The organism is Pseudomonas sp. GL_090 (assembly GCF_057837765.1).
In genome coordinates this window covers 3966015-3982690 of sequence record NZ_CM174452.1, presented here as the reverse complement: position 1 = coordinate 3982690, position 16676 = coordinate 3966015, and the positions used below count along the sequence as shown (strand labels likewise).

The 16676-nt window shown below is 59.8% G+C and carries 12 protein-coding genes and 2 rRNA genes; 6 read left to right on the top strand and 8 right to left on the bottom strand.

Features of this window, described 5'->3' with window-relative positions:
• Nucleotides 1-13 precede the first annotated feature (13 nt).
• Both AC3ITA_RS17820 and rrf read left to right on the top strand, forming a co-directional pair.
• Nucleotides 14-2907, top strand: a 23S ribosomal RNA gene (locus AC3ITA_RS17820).
• 170 nt (nt 2908-3077) lie between these two features.
• Nucleotides 3078-3193: ribosomal RNA gene (gene rrf / locus AC3ITA_RS17815) — 5S ribosomal RNA — on the top strand.
• A 67-nt stretch (nt 3194-3260) separates the two neighbouring features.
• Here the strand turns inward: rrf and AC3ITA_RS17810 are convergent.
• The 5 genes from AC3ITA_RS17810 to AC3ITA_RS17790 form a co-directional block, all read right to left on the bottom strand.
• The gene (locus tag AC3ITA_RS17810; protein WP_224790058.1) at nt 3261-4013 is read right to left on the bottom strand and encodes a bestrophin-like domain; all 753 of its coding nucleotides are present in this window, start codon (nt 4011-4013) and stop codon (nt 3261-3263) included.
• Nucleotides 4014-4063: 50 nt separating this feature from the next.
• A complete protein-coding gene (locus tag AC3ITA_RS17805) occupies nt 4064-4492 on the bottom strand; it encodes a hypothetical protein (protein WP_095942829.1) in 429 nt (142 codons plus the stop codon).
• Between the two features lie 138 nt (nt 4493-4630).
• Nucleotides 4631-5044 (bottom strand): VOC family protein, encoded by a 414-nt coding sequence (locus tag AC3ITA_RS17800; RefSeq protein WP_150674293.1) that lies wholly within the window; start codon nt 5042-5044, stop codon nt 4631-4633.
• Between the two features lie 89 nt (nt 5045-5133).
• The gene (locus tag AC3ITA_RS17795; RefSeq protein ID WP_095942831.1) at nt 5134-5793 is read right to left on the bottom strand and encodes a TetR/AcrR family transcriptional regulator; all 660 of its coding nucleotides are present in this window, start codon (nt 5791-5793) and stop codon (nt 5134-5136) included.
• Nucleotides 5780-6631, bottom strand: coding sequence for a 3-hydroxybutyryl-CoA dehydrogenase (locus AC3ITA_RS17790; RefSeq protein ID WP_489278091.1), 852 nt, complete (start codon nt 6629-6631; stop codon nt 5780-5782). Before AC3ITA_RS17790 ends, AC3ITA_RS17795 begins: the two co-directional genes overlap by 14 nt.
• A gap of 163 nt (nt 6632-6794) precedes the next feature.
• Here AC3ITA_RS17790 and AC3ITA_RS17785 point away from each other — a divergent pair, with 163 nt between their 5' ends.
• Nucleotides 6795-7838, top strand: a complete 1044-nt coding sequence (locus AC3ITA_RS17785) for an AraC family transcriptional regulator (RefSeq protein ID WP_414928155.1) — start codon at nt 6795-6797, stop codon at nt 7836-7838.
• Nucleotides 7839-7849: 11 nt separating this feature from the next.
• Here the strand turns inward: AC3ITA_RS17785 and AC3ITA_RS17780 are convergent, their stop codons facing one another.
• Entirely contained in the window at nt 7850-9076 is a 1227-nt protein-coding gene (locus tag AC3ITA_RS17780) for a YbfB/YjiJ family MFS transporter (protein WP_095942834.1), read from the bottom strand.
• 112 nt (nt 9077-9188) lie between these two features.
• Between AC3ITA_RS17780 and AC3ITA_RS17775 the strand changes: the two genes are divergently transcribed.
• Entirely contained in the window at nt 9189-10064 is an 876-nt protein-coding gene (locus AC3ITA_RS17775; protein WP_056723452.1) for a LysR family transcriptional regulator, read from the top strand.
• A gap of 99 nt (nt 10065-10163) precedes the next feature.
• Here AC3ITA_RS17775 and AC3ITA_RS17770 read toward each other — a convergent pair whose 3' ends face one another.
• Entirely contained in the window at nt 10164-10886 is a 723-nt protein-coding gene (locus tag AC3ITA_RS17770; RefSeq protein WP_414874467.1) for a pirin family protein, read from the bottom strand.
• 345 nt (nt 10887-11231) lie between these two features.
• Here AC3ITA_RS17770 and AC3ITA_RS17765 point away from each other — a divergent pair, with 345 nt between their 5' ends.
• Nucleotides 11232-12182 carry a GlxA family transcriptional regulator gene (locus AC3ITA_RS17765; RefSeq protein ID WP_489278088.1) on the top strand — a complete coding sequence of 317 codons (951 nt, stop codon included), beginning with the start codon at nt 11232-11234 and terminating at the stop codon, nt 12180-12182.
• A gap of 162 nt (nt 12183-12344) precedes the next feature.
• Nucleotides 12345-13829: an ATP-binding protein gene (locus tag AC3ITA_RS17760; protein ID WP_489278087.1), complete on the top strand. Its 1485-nt coding sequence runs from the start codon at nt 12345-12347 to the stop codon at nt 13827-13829.
• Here the strand turns inward: AC3ITA_RS17760 and AC3ITA_RS17755 are convergent.
• On the bottom strand, nt 13794-16598 hold the full coding sequence (locus tag AC3ITA_RS17755) for an ATP-binding protein (protein ID WP_489278085.1): 2805 nt from the start codon (nt 16596-16598) through the stop codon (nt 13794-13796). The genes AC3ITA_RS17760 and AC3ITA_RS17755 overlap by 36 nt on opposite strands.
• Between the last annotated feature and the right edge of the window lie 78 nt (nt 16599-16676).

Sequence of the window (16676 nt, the reverse complement as noted above, 5' to 3'; positions counted from 1 at the left end):
CTTGGGGTTATATGGTCAAGTGAAGAAGCGCATACGGTGGATGCCTTGGCAGTCAGAGGCGATGAAAGACGTGGTAGCCTGCGAAAAGCTTCGGGGAGTCGGCAAACAGACTTTGATCCGGAGATGTCTGAATGGGGGAACCCAGCCATCATAAGATGGTTATCTTGTACTGAATACATAGGTGCAAGAGGCGAACCAGGGGAACTGAAACATCTAAGTACCCTGAGGAAAAGAAATCAACCGAGATTCCCTTAGTAGTGGCGAGCGAACGGGGACCAGCCCTTAAGTGGCTTTGAGATTAGCGGAACGCTCTGGAAAGTGCGGCCATAGTGGGTGATAGCCCTGTACGCGAAAATCTCTTGGTCATGAAATCGAGTAGGACGGAGCACGAGAAACTTTGTCTGAATATGGGGGGACCATCCTCCAAGGCTAAATACTACTGACTGACCGATAGTGAACTAGTACCGTGAGGGAAAGGCGAAAAGAACCCCGGAGAGGGGAGTGAAATAGATCCTGAAACCGTATGCGTACAAGCAGTGGGAGCCCACTTTGTTGGGTGACTGCGTACCTTTTGTATAATGGGTCAGCGACTTATTTTCAGTGGCGAGCTTAACCGAATAGGGGAGGCGTAGCGAAAGCGAGTCTTAATAGGGCGTCTAGTCGCTGGGAATAGACCCGAAACCGGGCGATCTATCCATGGGCAGGTTGAAGGTTAGGTAACACTGACTGGAGGACCGAACCGACTACCGTTGAAAAGTTAGCGGATGACCTGTGGATCGGAGTGAAAGGCTAATCAAGCTCGGAGATAGCTGGTTCTCCTCGAAAGCTATTTAGGTAGCGCCTCATGTATCACTGTAGGGGGTAGAGCACTGTTTCGGCTAGGGGGTCATCCCGACTTACCAAACCGATGCAAACTCCGAATACCTACAAGTGCCGAGCATGGGAGACACACGGCGGGTGCTAACGTCCGTCGTGAAAAGGGAAACAACCCAGACCGTCAGCTAAGGTCCCAAAGTTATGGTTAAGTGGGAAACGATGTGGGAAGGCTTAGACAGCTAGGAGGTTGGCTTAGAAGCAGCCACCCTTTAAAGAAAGCGTAATAGCTCACTAGTCGAGTCGGCCTGCGCGGAAGATGTAACGGGGCTCAAACCATACACCGAAGCTACGGGTATCATCTTCGGATGATGCGGTAGAGGAGCGTTCTGTAAGCCTGTGAAGGTGAGTTGAGAAGCTTGCTGGAGGTATCAGAAGTGCGAATGCTGACATGAGTAACGACAATGGGTGTGAAAAACACCCACGCCGAAAGACCAAGGTTTCCTGCGCAACGTTAATCGACGCAGGGTTAGTCGGTCCCTAAGGCGAGGCTGAAAAGCGTAGTCGATGGAAAACAGGTTAATATTCCTGTACTTCTGGTTATTGCGATGGAGGGACGGAGAAGGCTAGGCCAGCTTGGCGTTGGTTGTCCAAGTTTAAGGTGGTAGGCTGAGATCTTAGGTAAATCCGGGATCTTAAGGCCGAGAGCTGATGACGAGTGTTCCTTTGGAACACGAAGTGGTTGATGCCATGCTTCCAAGAAAAGCTTCTAAGCTTCAGGTAACCAGGAACCGTACCCCAAACCGACACAGGTGGTTGGGTAGAGAATACCAAGGCGCTTGAGAGAACTCGGGTGAAGGAACTAGGCAAAATGGCACCGTAACTTCGGGAGAAGGTGCGCCGGTGAGGGTGAAGGACTTGCTCCGTAAGCCCACGCCGGTCGAAGATACCAGGCCGCTGCGACTGTTTATTAAAAACACAGCACTCTGCAAACACGAAAGTGGACGTATAGGGTGTGACGCCTGCCCGGTGCCGGAAGGTTAATTGATGGGGTTAGCTAACGCGAAGCTCTTGATCGAAGCCCCGGTAAACGGCGGCCGTAACTATAACGGTCCTAAGGTAGCGAAATTCCTTGTCGGGTAAGTTCCGACCTGCACGAATGGCGTAACGATGGCGGCGCTGTCTCCACCCGAGACTCAGTGAAATTGAAATCGCTGTGAAGATGCAGTGTATCCGCGGCTAGACGGAAAGACCCCGTGAACCTTTACTATAGCTTTGCACTGGACTTTGAATTTGCTTGTGTAGGATAGGTGGGAGGCTTTGAAGCGTGGACGCCAGTTCGCGTGGAGCCAACCTTGAAATACCACCCTGGCAACTTTGAGGTTCTAACTCAGGTCCGTTATCCGGATCGAGGACAGTGTATGGTGGGTAGTTTGACTGGGGCGGTCTCCTCCTAAAGAGTAACGGAGGAGTACGAAGGTGCGCTCAGACCGGTCGGAAATCGGTCGTAGAGTATAAAGGCAAAAGCGCGCTTGACTGCGAGACAGACACGTCGAGCAGGTACGAAAGTAGGTCTTAGTGATCCGGTGGTTCTGTATGGAAGGGCCATCGCTCAACGGATAAAAGGTACTCCGGGGATAACAGGCTGATACCGCCCAAGAGTTCATATCGACGGCGGTGTTTGGCACCTCGATGTCGGCTCATCACATCCTGGGGCTGAAGCCGGTCCCAAGGGTATGGCTGTTCGCCATTTAAAGTGGTACGCGAGCTGGGTTTAGAACGTCGTGAGACAGTTCGGTCCCTATCTGCCGTGGACGTTTGAGATTTGAGAGGGGCTGCTCCTAGTACGAGAGGACCGGAGTGGACGAACCTCTGGTGTTCCGGTTGTCACGCCAGTGGCATTGCCGGGTAGCTATGTTCGGAAAAGATAACCGCTGAAAGCATCTAAGCGGGAAACTTGCCTCAAGATGAGATCTCACTGGGACCTTGAGTCCCCTGAAGGGCCGTCGAAGACTACGACGTTGATAGGTTGGGTGTGTAAGCGCTGTGAGGCGTTGAGCTAACCAATACTAATTGCCCGTGAGGCTTGACCATATAACACCCAAGCAATTTGATGCTCCTAGTTGAAGAAACGAAAGAGACCAGATTGCGGTGTGTGAAGACGAAACGAACCGAAAGTTCGAGATGCTCACAAAACACCGAAGCTATCACCTACCCAATTTGCTGAAGCGCGGCCAACCGGCCACGATTCGGTACCCGAATTTCTTGACGACCATAGAGCGTTGGAACCACCTGATCCCATCCCGAACTCAGCAGTGAAACGATGCATCGCCGATGGTAGTGTGGGGTTTCCCCATGTGAGAGTAGGTCATCGTCAAGATTAAATTCCGAAACCCCTATCTGCGTATGCAGGTAGGGGTTTTGTTTTTGTCCGCGGGAAAGCGAAATTACAGCCCCAACCGCTTCAGCGTGTGCTCCAAGGGTTCCAGCGAAACACAGATAAAACCATCAAGCGGACGATTGAGTTCCTCTACCAGCAAGATGGTTGCCCCCGTCGACAGGGCACACATCAGTAATACGACGACAATGGTGCCGTTGCATGGTGCAAACAGGCCGAACGAGCCAAAAATGATCGCCAGCCACGTCACCAGGATCACCAGCATCACCGGCGGGATCGATTGATTGGATTGCAGCAGAGTCAGCCAGCGGGTGGCAAAAACCGTGTCCATGTCTTGCAATGCCTCAGCCTTGAGTGAGCGCTGATCATCGTTGCCCGGCGACAGTGATCCGACCTGGCGCTGCAGACCTTCAGAACGATGGATGACTTCGGGGCTATCGAGTGTTGCAATCTGACGGCGATCGCGAGAGGCGAGTACTTTCGTGACTTCGGCGTAGTTGTGCTTGAGCTCGGTGCGGATGTCTTGGGTATCGGTGCCATAGCGGGCCATTAAACGGTCGAATTGAACCACTTTCGCCGCCACGCCCTCCAGTTCGGCATTGGCCGTATCGAATGTGCCCTTGGCAGAGGAGACAAGCAGGCCGAGGACCAGCGCCGACATCGTTGCGATGAGACCGGTGGCCAGTTTCACCACGGTCACGGAGTCGTCGCTCAGGTGATGGCTCGGTAATCGCTCCCTTACGTACGAGCCCAGCAGTGCGCTGGCGGACAGACAGGCGAAAACGATGAGGGCGATCACCACGTCATTCAAATTCAACCTCCGTTGACGCTGTCTTCCGTGGGGGGAGATATCTACTGGTACTTGATCACGATGCCCTTGAGTTTGCGTCCCTCGATGGTCGTCACGTCGCGAGCCCACAGCGGTCCGCTGGCATAGGCACCCACCGCCTGAATGTGGTCATAGACGACCACCACGGCGTCGCCACCGAGTTTGGCGGATTCTACCCGCAGCTTCTGTTCGACTTCAGTAATCGGCGGGGCAGGGTCGATGCTGGCGTCAATCAACACCTCACCCAGGCGCACATGCGGACGAGGAGGCTCCGAGCGCAGCACGACAACCTCGTCCGGCGATGTCGGTGCCGGATGTTCTACGCCGACGTAGGCGGTGGTCTGTGCATCGACAGTGGCGCAGCCATTGAGAGTCAGCAGGCTGGTGATCAGTCCACCGGCCAGTAGCAAGTATTTGAAACGGGTGGGCCAGGACAGGTCGTGGGCCGGCATAGTGGGTTCTCTCCTCTGGTTCGCTGCTATCCATGTGGCTAGTTGACGGTAGCAGACAGGCCGGGAGTTGCCAGAACGCCCAACCTTTTCAGGTTGGGCTTTTTTGTGCCTTGAAGACTGCCGATCGACCAAGGCCTTTCACTGATCCTTTTCGCAGTTGACCATCCACGACACACCAAAACGGTCGACCAGCATGCCGAAGCGCGCCGCCCAGAACGTGGTCTCCAGTGGCATTTGCACAGAGCCACCGCCCGCCAGCGCATTGAAGACCCGCTCGGCCTCGGCAATGCTGTCGACGTTGAGTGAAATCGAACAGGCACTCATTTTATCCACGGGGCGATCCGGTGTGGTGTCCGACCCCATGATCGCCTGATCGCCCACGATCAGGCGGGTATGGATGATCAGGTTGTGCAGATCCTTGGGGAAATGCTCACCTGCAGGGGTTTCACCGAAGGTCAGCATGGCTTCGAGCTGGCCTTGCAGGCACTGCGCATAGAACGTGAAGGCGTCTTTGCAGTCGCCGTTGAAGATAAGGTAGGGATTGATTTTCATGGTCGGCTCCAGTGGCTCGAGTACATACAACGGTTTGGACGCCGGTTTTTTCGGCGAATTCCGATTGTGTCGAGCCGACAAGCAAAGCGCTAAATCTTTGTCGAAGCTTGTGTTTCTTTAGATGTTTTTTCGATAGGACGCGCGATGCTTATCGCCTCCGGCACACGCCGTGGCGCCAGCACACGCTCAATGGCGCCACTGACCATGCTCTCCAACAGCTCATCACGTTCCTGCTCGTCCAGCACATGTGGCGTCAGCCAGCTGGGAGCGCTGTTGAGCAGGGCGCCAATGGCATGCCCGGCGGCCAGCAGGCCCTGCTCGCTGAAGCGCGACTTCGCGCCCAGCATCCTCAGCAACGTGCGTTCGTATTGCTCGCGCAATTGCCGGACCCGAGCCTGTTGCTCTTCGTTCAGGCAACCGCTGTCGCGCTCCACCAGGCGGAAATGCCAGGGCATCTCCCGATGCAGATTCAGATGGGCGCGGATCAGGCTGTTGAGTTTGTCGCGCTTGCCCGGAGCTTTTTGCTGGATACGCCCCAGGGTGGCCAGCAGCTCCTCGTAGAACTCCTCGATCAAGTCGAGCAGCAGATGCTGTTTGCTGGGGTAATGGTGATACAGCGAGCCCGGGGAGAGCCCCAGGCACGTCGCGAGCTCACGCATGCCGACCTGGCCGAACCCCTTGCAGGCAAACAGCTCCAGGACTTTGTCCCGGTACTCGGCAAAGCGCGAGCAACGCTCAGGCATAGGCATGGAAGCCGCGCCCCGTTTTGCGTCCCAGGTAACCGGCGGCGACCATTTCCTTGAGCAACGGCGCCGGGCGATATTTGCTGTCATTGAAACCGTCATAGAAGGCTTCGAGGATCGACAGCAGGGTGTCCAGGCCAATCAGGTCCGCCAGGGCCAGCGGGCCGATAGGCTGGTTGCAGCCCAGGCGCATGCCGGCGTCGATGTCTTCGGCGCTGGCCAGCCCTTCCTGGAACACCAGGATCGCTTCGTTGATCATCGGCACCAGGATCCGGTTGACGACGAAACCCGGACGGTTGCCCGCGGTAATCGCGGTTTTGCCGAGGGTGGTCGCCATGTCCAGCGCCAGTTGGTGGGTCGCGTCACTGGTTTGCAGGCCGCGGATAACTTCGATCAGGCCCATCACCGGCACCGGATTGAAGAAGTGCAGGCCGATGAAACGCTCAGGCTGGCTGACACTGGCGGCGAGTTGGGTGATCGACAGCGACGAGGTATTGGAGGCAATGACGCATTCGCTGCTGACCTGCGCGGCGATCTGTTGCAGCACACGCAATTTCAGGTCGAGATTTTCAGTGGCCGCTTCGATGACCAATTGCGCGTCACCCAGGACACTGTAATCGGTGCTGATTCGGATTCTGTCCAGGGTGGCCTGTTTCTGCTCTGGCGTCAGGGTTTGTTTGGCGATCTGCCGGTCCAGGTTTTTACCGACCGTTGCGACGGCTTTTTGCAACGCGCTTTCGGATATGTCGAGCAAGGTCACGTTGAAACCGGCCATGGCACAGACTTGTGCGATGCCGTTGCCCATGGTGCCCGCACCGATCACCCCGATGTTTTGCAGATTCATCTTCCCATCCTTCGATCAAACCCTGCGATACCTTGGCCGCGACTGCAGCCGAAGGCGTACTATTGCCGCGAGTCTAGAGCCGGCAGGGCGGTTGTCCTATGCCAAAACTGTTCAACGGCACTGATGTTTTTTGCCATTCGGGTGATGAGAGAGAAGCGAACCAATGCGGGAAAAGGACTCGGTTGCCGCCTATTTCGTGCAGGCAATGATCCATGGGCTGAGGGATGACCCGCAGCGCGTGACGGCCGTGCTCGAACAGGCGGGCATTGATCCGGCGGTCATGCACCAACCCACGGCGCGGGTGCCGGCCAACGCGTTTGCGGCGTTGTGGCTGATTCAGATCCGCGAACTCGACGATGAATTCTTCGGGCTCGACTCCCATGGCATGCCGCCGGGCAGTTTCGCCCTGATTTGTCGCGCCTTGATTCAGGAACCCGATCTGCACAAGGCCATGCGTCAGTGCCTGGCCAACTTCGGCTTGTTCCTGCGCGACTTTCGCGGCTCGTTGGCCGTGCGTGGCAAGCGTGCGGTCATCAGCCTGGAAACCCGTTCGACGGACGACGATGCCAGCCGGTTTGGTGAAGAAACCTTCCTGGTGTTGATGATCAGCCTGCTGTGCTGGCTGGGCGGGCGGCGCATTCCCATTGACCGTGCGGACTTCCGCCATTCGCGCCTGCCGCTGGGTGACGACCGCCTGCTCTGGGGTCCCAACCTGACCTTTGGTGCCGAGCGCACCGAAATCGAATTTGCCAGCCACTACCTGCGTCTGCCCGTCGTTCAGGACCTGGCTTCGCTGAAAGTGTTTTTGCGTACCGCGCCGCAATGGCTGGTGATCCGCTTCCGTAACCAGCATGGCCTCGCAGCCCAGGTTCACCAGCGTTTGCGCGGCAGTCATTACAGTGAGTGGCCGACGTTGCAGTCCTTTGCTCTGGAACAGCACCTGAGCCCCAGCACCTTCCGCCGCAAACTGGAGCGTGAAGGCTGTTCCTATCAGGAGATCAAGGACGAAGTACGCCGGGGCGTGGCCTTTGAGCAACTGCGTCAGAGCGATGCGAGCATCAGCGATATCGCCGAGCAATTGGGTTTCCAGGAACCCAGCGCCTTCCATCGGGCATTCAAGAAGTGGACCGGGGAAAGCCCGGGGCGCTATCGGGCCCGTTATCAGGGGGAGCAGGGCGCAGAGGTCGCCACCCTTCAGGAGCCCTGAGCCATCAACTTTCATACACCTGTATTGAGCGTTAAAGATTCGGTCGAGCGATTGAGCAATCGACTGCCCAGTTCCAGTAACAGCGCTACAACGATCGCCCCGGCGGCAATCACGAACATCAAGGCATGATGGCCGCCACTGGCATTGAACAGCGCCGAATAAGCGAACCCCGAGAGCGCCTGGAAAGTCGCGAACGACACGGTGGCGCGACTCCAGGCAACCTGTTGCTGATGATGCCCGGGGATCAGTTCATGCACCCGCGCCAACGCCAGCGGCACGATGCCTGGCGGGAAGGAGCCGAGGATCACCGCCAGTAAAGCCAGCGCCGCGAACGAACTGCTGATCGATAAAAGGCCGACCGCCAACGCTTGCAGCACCAGCACGATACGGATCCCCGTTTTCGCGCCCAGTTGGTCGGCCAGAAAACCGTAGCTCACCGGCCCGACAATCGCGCCCAGCCCATACATCACCCAGATCAGCGCGCCGACATGTGCCCCGGCATTGAGTCCGCGGGCGACGTAATCCACCAGGAACACCATGGCCGGCACCAGCCCGGCCGCCATGAACGCGTATTGGGCGAACAGCAGGTAAACGTTCGGGTCGGTGGGGGTGGACGACGATGCATTCGACGGCGCTACGGTGCCTGGGTGCGCAGTGGTCGGCCAGCCAAACCAACTGGCAGCCGTAAGGATCAGGGCCAGCAAGCCCAGGCCGAACCAGGTTTGCTGCAAGCCGAGGCTCAGCAGCGGCGGCACGATTGTCCCCGATCCGGCGATGCCCAGGCCGATACCCAGGAATATCGCGCCGCTGGCCAGACCTTTGCGGGCCGCCGGGACCTGGGGCAATACGGTGGCCGCCACCAACACCATGATCGCGCCACCGGCAATCCCCGACAGCAGGCGCCAGCCAAAGAACCAGCCCACCGACAACGGAAAGCCACAGGCGAAAAACGCCAGGGTCACCGCGAGCATCATCAGGCGCAGGGCAGTCTTTTTCGAGGTCCGGCGTGCCAGCGGATGGCCGATCAGTGCACCGATCAGGTAACCCACCAGATTGGCGGCGCCGAGGTACACCACGTCACTGGCGCAAAACCAGTGGGCCTGGATCAGCGAGGGAATCAGCGGCGTGTAGGCGAAACGCGCCAGGCCGATGCTGACCAGGCTGGCGCAGAGGCCGGCGAAGATCGGCAGCCAGATCGTACCGGGCGCCGGGGTAAGGGGAGGCGATGAACTGTGCATGTGCATTGTCCTGTAAGGTCACTCAGGCCTTTAGCATATCGAGGTTTTTCGAAGCATTAATGCAGCGATTACGCGCTATGCTGATGCGTAATTGCATCATCAGGAGAGCGTTATGAATTGGGATGACGCCCGGGTATTTCTCGCGGTTTGCCGCGAATCCACGTTGCGCGGGGCGGCGCGGGTATTGGGGGTCGACCAGGCTACTGTCGGTCGGCGCATCACGGCACTGGAAAAGTCATTGAGTGCGACCTTGTTCCTGCGCACCTCCGAAGGTTATGCGCTGACGGCTGTCGGCGAAGCGGCACTCAAGGCCGTGGAGAAAATGGAGCATTCGGCGCTGGAACTGGAACGCCAAATCCAGGGCCTGGACGATCGCTTGACCGGCACGGTTCGCGTCAGTACCACCGATTCTCTGGCGATTGATTTCCTGATCCCGGCGATTGCCCGTCTGCATCGGCAACACCCGGATGTACGGGTACAACTGGACGCCACCACGCAGATCCTCAGCCTGGCAAAACGCGAAGCGGACATCGCCGTACGCAACACCCGGCCGGAAAACCCTGACCTGATCGCCCGACGTATTGCTCGCTGGCCGGTGGGGTTATTTGCCTCGCAAGCCTATGTCGATGCCCACGGCGTGCCGGAGCCGGGTTCGGCGTTCGCCGGGCATGATCTGGTGGTGTATCAACCATATTTGCAGGGCAACAAAGACCTGACGCTGGTCTCGGAACCGGTGGCGCGCGGGCGGATTGTCGCGAGCCTCAGTTCCAGCCTGCTGGTGCGTCGGTCGATTGCGGCGGGGATCGGGGTCGGAGAGATTCCGGTGTACATCGGGGAGAAGGAGGGGCTGGTCAGGTTGTGGCCGGAGCGCTCGCGGCCAATGCCTTATGACATCTGGCTGGTGACCCACGCGGACCTGCGGCATACGGCCAGGGTCCGGGCGGTGATCGATGAGATTGTCGCGGGGTTCGCCGGGACTGGTGAATAACCAGTAGGAGCGAGCCTGCTCGCGATGGCGGAGTGTCAGACGACATCACTGTTGAATGACCCAGCGCATCGCGAGCAGGCTCGCTCCTACAGGGTTTTGTCATGGCATTTGCGGCAGTTCCTGTGGGCGCAAGTCGAAGACCAATACTTCAGCATCCACGCCGTTGCTCAAGGTCAGCGCCTGTTCATCACGAACCCGCACACCGTCGCCTTCCTGCAACAACACACCGTTGAGTTCGACGCTGCCCCGGGCCACGTGCACATAGGCGTAGCGGTTGGCGGCGAGTTCCAGGGTGGCGCTTTCCTTGCCGTCGATCAGGCCGGCATACACCCGTGCATCCTGACGCACCTTGAGCGAACCCTTGGCGCCGTCCGGCGAGATGATCAGTTGCAGGCGGCCGCGTTTCTTCTGGGTGCTGAAATGCTCTTGCTGATAACGCGGTTTGGCGCCGCTGACGTCGGGCACGATCCAGATCTGCAGAAAGTGCACCGGCCGGGTGCTGGAGTGGTTGAACTCACTGTGGGCCACGCCGCTGCCTGCGCTCATCAGTTGCACGTCGCCGGGGCGGATCACCGAACCGGTGCCCAGGGTGTCCTTGTGTTCCAGGGCACCTTCAAGCACATAGGAGAAAATCTCCATGTCGCGGTGCGGGTGCTGGCCAAAGCCCTTGCCGGCAGCGACGCGGTCGTCATTGATCACCAACAGGTCGGAAAAACCCTGCTCTTTCGGGTTGCGATAGCTGGCGAAGGAAAAGGTATGGAAGGACTTCAACCAGCCGTGATTGGCCAGGCCACGATCCGAGGCTTTGCGAAGAGTCAGCATGATGAAATCTCCTGTGGGGACGTGAATTCGTCCGAGTGAGGAGAAGGTTAATGGTTACTGATTGATGCAATAAGTAGGTAGAAACTGAAATACTGTCTCGGTCAGGTTGACAGTTTATGAGAGCGAATCAGCTATTATTTTCCAACCTCTACGTCGTACTTGGCCATAATGCACAGCACTCCCTGATGCCGGGCGCAGACCCTGTGGGAGCGGATCTGCTCGCGAAGGCGTCGTGTCAGTCGCTATCAACGTTGGCTGATACACCGCATTCGCGAGCAGGCTCGCTCCCACAAGGGCCCGGTGTTTGGCGGACCGACCTTATTTGATCCCAGTGAATTCCAACCCATGAAAACCGTGGCAATGGTGCTGTTTCCCGACTTTCTCCTGCTCGACATGGCCGGGCCCATGGAAGTGTTTTCCATCGCCAATCGCTATCTGAAACCCGACGATCACTATGTGCTGTCGACCATCGGCACCGAGCCCGGCGCACTGCGGGCGTCCAACGGGGTGAGCGTGCACGCCGACCTGCACATCGATCAGGCTTGCGAGGGTTTTGATTTGCTATTGGTGCCCGGTGGTCCCGGTGCCTACAACGAACGGCATCCGCCATTGCTCGACTGGCTCAGGCACAACGTCAGCCGGTCCGCCGCTTATGGCTCGATCTGCACCGGGGCGTTCGTGCTGGGGCATGCGGGCTTGCTCGACGGCTATCGTGTCACCACCCACTGGCACTACACCGAGCGGCTGATCAAGGGCTTTCCGAAGGCGAACGTCGAGACCGACCGGATCTTCGTCCAGGACCGCAACCTGATCACGTCCGGTGGCGTCACCGCCGGGATCGACCTGGCCTTGTCAGTGGTGGCCCAGGACCACGGCAAAAAAGTCGCCCAGGACGTGGCTAAAGTGTTGCTGGTGGTGATGAAACGCCAGGGCGGGCAGGCGCAGTTCAGCCCGTTGATGGCGGCGGTGGCCCCCCACGAAACGGCGATTACCCGGGTGCAGAACCATGTGCTCGAACATCTCGATGAAACCTACAGCATCGAGCGCATGGCCGGTCTGGCCAACATGAGCCCGCGCCATTTCGCCAGGGTGTTCGCCCGGGAAGTGAGCATGACGCCGATGGAATTTCTGCAAAGCGCACGCATCGATTGTGCCAGGAACCTGCTGGAGACCACCGAATTGCCGCTCAAGACCGTGGCCTTCAAAAGCGGCTTCGGCAGCGTGCGGCACATGCGTTTTCTGTTCAGTGAAAAGCTTGGCCTGACCCCGACCCAATACCGCGAGCAGTTCAGCTAACGCGCGTGTCCGTCATGCGCACCGCAATGGCCGTGACGCTCCCCCCATGGCAGTTGTACCGTTACCGAGGCCTGCCAAGATACCGGTGAACTCATTGCAAGGAAGGTGCGGAGCCTGGGATGGACTCACGTACCGAGCCAGGCTTCCAGCGGGTGACAGCGCATGAACAGCCTCAGAGATATAAACAGCGAAGCGGTGTTGCAATTCGGACCCTACGCTTTGCACCTCAGTCAGCGACTGGTGCTGGAGGGCGATCGACCGCTGCGCCTGGGCGGCCGCGCCCTTGACGTGTTGCAGGTGCTGGTCGAGCACGCCGGTTCGGTGGTCAGCAAGGAAGAGTTGATTGCACAGGTCTGGCCGCGCTCAGTGGTCGAAGAAATCAACCTGCGGGTACACATTGCCGCCCTGCGCCGAGCCCTGGGCGACGGGCAGAACGGACAGTGCTACATCGTCAACATTCCCCAGCGCGGCTACAGTTTTGTCGCCCCGGTACAGCATTTGCCGCAGCCTGTAGCGTTCCCGAGCGAGACCGTAAAAAAGCCCCTGCACAACCTGCCGGCGCGGCTCACTCCGATCACCGGGCGCGATGCAATTGTCGGCAGCCTGGTGCGGCAGCTGCCGGTGCGGCGATTCATGACCCTGGTCGGGCCTTGCGGGATCGGCAAGACCACCGTGGCGTTGCGCGTGGCCGAGCTGTTGTTGCAGCACTATCGGCACGGCGTGTGGCTGGTGGACCTGGCGGCAATCGATGACCCGGCGCAAGTGACCGATCACCTCACCCGAACCCTTGGGCTGGAGGTCGGCACCACGCTGGAGGCGCTGGCGCAGCGGCATGCCTTGGTGGTCCTGGACAATTGCGAACACCTGCTCGAACGCTGCCGGACGTTGATCGAAACGCTGCTGGCTTCGCTGCCGCGATTGTCGATCCTCGCCACCAGCCGCGAGCCCCTCAAGGCGGCGGGTGAAACCGTATTGCGCCTGCCACCGCTGGCGGTGCCGCCGGCTTCAGCGCTGCGCAGTGTCGCCGAGGTCATGGGCTATTCGGCGGTGCAGTTGTTCGTCAGCCGTGCCCGGGCTCGTCAGCAAGGCTTCACCCTGCGCGAGCAAGACCTCAAGACCGTACGGGAAATCTGCCGGCGCCTCGACGGCCTGCCGCTGGCGATTGAATTGGCGGCGGCGCAAATCGATGCGCTGGCGCTGGTGGGGTTGCAAGCGCAACTCGATAACTGTTTTCAGCTGCTGTCCCAGGGCCGCCGCACGGCCGTGCCCCGGCACCAGACGCTCAAGGCTGCGCTGGACTGGAGCTATGAACGCCTGAGTCCGCTGGAACAATCCGTGTTGCAGCAACTGGCGGTGTTCAAGATGGCCTTCACCCAGGACACCGCGATCGGCGTGATCAGCTGCGACGCGTTGCCGGTCGCCGCGCTGATCGAGGTGCTGGACAACCTCACACTCAAGTCACTGCTGTCCCAGGAACAGGGCGGCGGTGTGACCCGCTACCGCTTCCTCAACACCACCCGCACTTACGCACTGGAAAAACTCGAGCTCAGTGGTGAGTTGCGCGCCCTCGAAATTCGTTATGCCGGTTACGTCACTCAGACGTGCTGGCCTTCAGGCGGGCAGGTGGCATTGCAACTCGTCGAGTAGCCGGCGAACGGTCATCAAGTCGGGCGTGGCGAAACCTTCGGTGTAGCGCTGGTAGACCGGTGCCAGCAGGTCATACGCCCTTTGGCTGTGGCCCTGACGCTGCCACAACTGCGCCAGTGACGTGGCGCTACGCAGCTCCCAGGCCAGCGCACCCTGGGCCTTTGCCACGTTGAGTGCCTTGAGCAGCACGGTTTCGGCCGTCGCGGCGTTGAGCGGGCAATCGGTTGCCAGCAACGTCCTGGCCCTGGCCCGCAGAATTTCTGCCGTGCTCCAGTCCGAAACACCGCTTTGCGCACGTTCGAGCAGTTCATCGTCGACACAGGTCGAATCCAGCGTGACCATGATGTCCTTGATCAAACCGACACGCTTGCGGCTGGATGGCCGAACATCGGTGCCGCCGATCACCCGCGCGTAGTGTTGTGCCCAGCCATGGAACAGCAGGACCGAGTGTTTCTGCGTCTGTTGCAGCAGCAGGCGCAGGAGCTCGCGGGCGCTGCGGGTGTCGCCGTTGTAGTGGGCGATCAGGCAGCCGGCGAGCGCCAGGGTGTAGCAGATCGACGTGCCGTGGTTGATCTGCAGCGCGATGTCCAGCGCCTGTCGGGCTGCGCGCCAGGCCTGTTCCGGTTGGCCTTGCAGCCAGAGGATGCGTGCGTGGATGGTCAACGCCGCGACGCTCTGGTCGTATTGCACGCCGAAGCCATGGGTGAACCGGTTGAGATGACCGCTGTGGGCCATGCGTTGCAGCACCTGTTCGGCATGCTCCCCGGCCTGTCGCTGGTCGCCGCTGAAGTGCAGGGCGAGCACCCGCAATCGATGCATGCTCAGGGACATCAGGGCGTCGTCATGCAGCCCCAGTTGATCGAATTGCCGGCTCTGTTCCAGGGCCATCTGGTATTGGCCGCCGCTGAGATTGACCGCCAGGTGTCCGGAAATCGCCCGCAACTGACCGGCCACATCGTTGAGTCGGCTGGCCAGGGTTCTGGCGCTGACAAAAGCACCAATGGTTTCGGTGCTGGCGCCATGAGCGTGGTAACAGGCATTGCCCAGAGCCAGCTTGAGGGCCATCTGCAAGCGCGGGCAAGGCTCGGCCGACTGCTCGAGCAAGGCCAGCGCCTTGCGCACATAACCGCCGTGTTCCTTGAGCAGTGACAACTCCTGCCACAGGGGCGTAGACGTCGCGGCCAGACGTACAGCCAGCGCCTGCGGCCCTTGCGCGTGCAAACCCCAATCGAGGGTCGCGCGGATGTCCTCCAGGGCCCGGCCATAACGTTCGAGCCACAGGCCGGTCGAGCTTCTCTCCCAGTCGTCCTGCGCCTGTTGCATCAGCGTCAGGCAACGCTCGGCATGGCGCTCCCGAGTGCCGGGCAGGTCGGTGGTTTGCGCAAGTTTTTCCAGGGCATAGCCGCGGGTGGTGTCGAGCAGGCTGTAGTAAACATCCTCGTCGCCCACCTCCACGTTCAGCAGGGACTTGGCGACCAGTTGGGTGATCGAGCCGAACACTTCGCGGGGTTCGATGTGTTCGCCGACGATCACCGCCGCTGCCGACTCCAGGGTGAAGCTGCCGCGAAACACACTGAGTCGGCGCAGGCAGGTCTTTTCGCAGGCGTTAAGCAGTTCGAAGCTCCAGTCCAGTGTCGCGCGCAACGTCTGATGGCGTGCCAGCGGCGTCTGGCAGGGCTGGGTCAACACCCGGAAGCTGCTTTGCAACTGCGCCAGCAGGCCGGGCAATCCGAAGTTGCCCACTTGCGCCGCTGCCAGTTCGATGGCCAGTGGAATGCCGTCCAGTCGGTGGCAGATGTCGATCAACAGTGGCAGTTCATCATCCGTCAGTTCAAAACTGTCATGACTGGCCATGGCCCGCTCGACAAACAGTTGCAGGGCGGAAAAGGTCATGGCCTGGGCGCGGTCGAGGACGGCGATGGGCGGCGGGCAGTCGAGCGACTCCAGACGCTGAACGAATTCCCCTTCGGCCCGCAGGCTCTCGCGGCTGGTGGCCAGGATGTGCACGTGCGGTGCACTGCGCAGAATGTTTTCGCAGAGCAGGGCGATGGCGTCGACCAGGTGTTCGCAGTTGTCGATGACCAACAGCATTTGCCTGTCGCGCAGACAGTCGGCAAGACCGCTCAGGGGGGCGTCATCGTGCAGGGCCAGTTCGAGCAATGTCGCCAGGTGGCCGTCGATCATCAGCGGGCAGTTGATCGGGGCCAGGTCCAGCAGGCGAATGCCGTCCCGGTAGCGACCGATCATTTGTTCGGCGACCCGCAAGGCCACGGTGGTCTTGCCGATGCCGCCGGGACCGACGAGGGTGATGAAGCGCTGGTGTGGCAGTTGCACCACCAGATTGTCGACCAGCGTCTGCCGGCCGATCATGCGCGTGTGGCGCACAGGCAGGTTATGCCGGTTCGGTGCGCAAATCACGGCCGCTGGCGGTTGCTCGGCCTGCTCCAGTGAGTGCGGTGCGACGAAGCTGTACCCGCGCTGGGCCACGGTGACGATGTAGCGCTGGCCGGCCTGACCGTCGCCGAGCGCCTTGCGCAACGCGGCCATGTGCACCCGCAGGTTGATGTCTTCGACCACGCTGTTGGGCCAGACCCGGGCGATCAGTTGCTGCTTGCTGACCACGTTGCCGGCGTGCTCGAGCAGGATCAACAGGATGTCCATGGCACGCCGCCCCAGGCGCAAAGGCTGGTCGGCCTCCATCACCAGGCGTTGTCCGGGGTAGACCCGGTAGGGGCCGAAATGCACAGCCTGTTCGGGGGAAAGGGTCAACGAGTCGCTCCTGCTGCATCCGTCTAGTACGCGGTTTTCGAGCATATTCCTCAGGTTTTTTACGGAGCGCAATGCGCC

What these genes read in the sequence shown, in the direction of transcription:
- AC3ITA_RS17775 (WP_056723452.1), top strand. Translation starts at nt 9,189, where the DNA reads ATGAATTGGGATGACGCCCGGGTATTTCTCGCGGTTTGCCGCGAATCC.
- AC3ITA_RS17760 (WP_489278087.1), top strand. Translation starts at nt 12,345, where the DNA reads ATGAACAGCCTCAGAGATATAAACAGCGAAGCGGTGTTGCAATTCGGA.
- AC3ITA_RS17800 (WP_150674293.1), bottom strand. Translation starts at nt 5,044, where the DNA reads ATGAAAATCAATCCCTACCTTATCTTCAACGGCGACTGCAAAGACGCC.
- AC3ITA_RS17780 (WP_095942834.1), bottom strand. Translation starts at nt 9,076, where the DNA reads ATGCACAGTTCATCGCCTCCCCTTACCCCGGCGCCCGGTACGATCTGG.
- AC3ITA_RS17765 (WP_489278088.1), top strand. Translation starts at nt 11,232, where the DNA reads ATGAAAACCGTGGCAATGGTGCTGTTTCCCGACTTTCTCCTGCTCGAC.
- AC3ITA_RS17805 (WP_095942829.1), bottom strand. Translation starts at nt 4,492, where the DNA reads ATGCCGGCCCACGACCTGTCCTGGCCCACCCGTTTCAAATACTTGCTA.
- AC3ITA_RS17785 (WP_414928155.1), top strand. Translation starts at nt 6,795, where the DNA reads ATGCGGGAAAAGGACTCGGTTGCCGCCTATTTCGTGCAGGCAATGATC.
- AC3ITA_RS17795 (WP_095942831.1), bottom strand. Translation starts at nt 5,793, where the DNA reads ATGCCTATGCCTGAGCGTTGCTCGCGCTTTGCCGAGTACCGGGACAAA.
- AC3ITA_RS17790 (WP_489278091.1), bottom strand. Translation starts at nt 6,631, where the DNA reads ATGAATCTGCAAAACATCGGGGTGATCGGTGCGGGCACCATGGGCAAC.
- AC3ITA_RS17770 (WP_414874467.1), bottom strand. Translation starts at nt 10,886, where the DNA reads ATGCTGACTCTTCGCAAAGCCTCGGATCGTGGCCTGGCCAATCACGGC.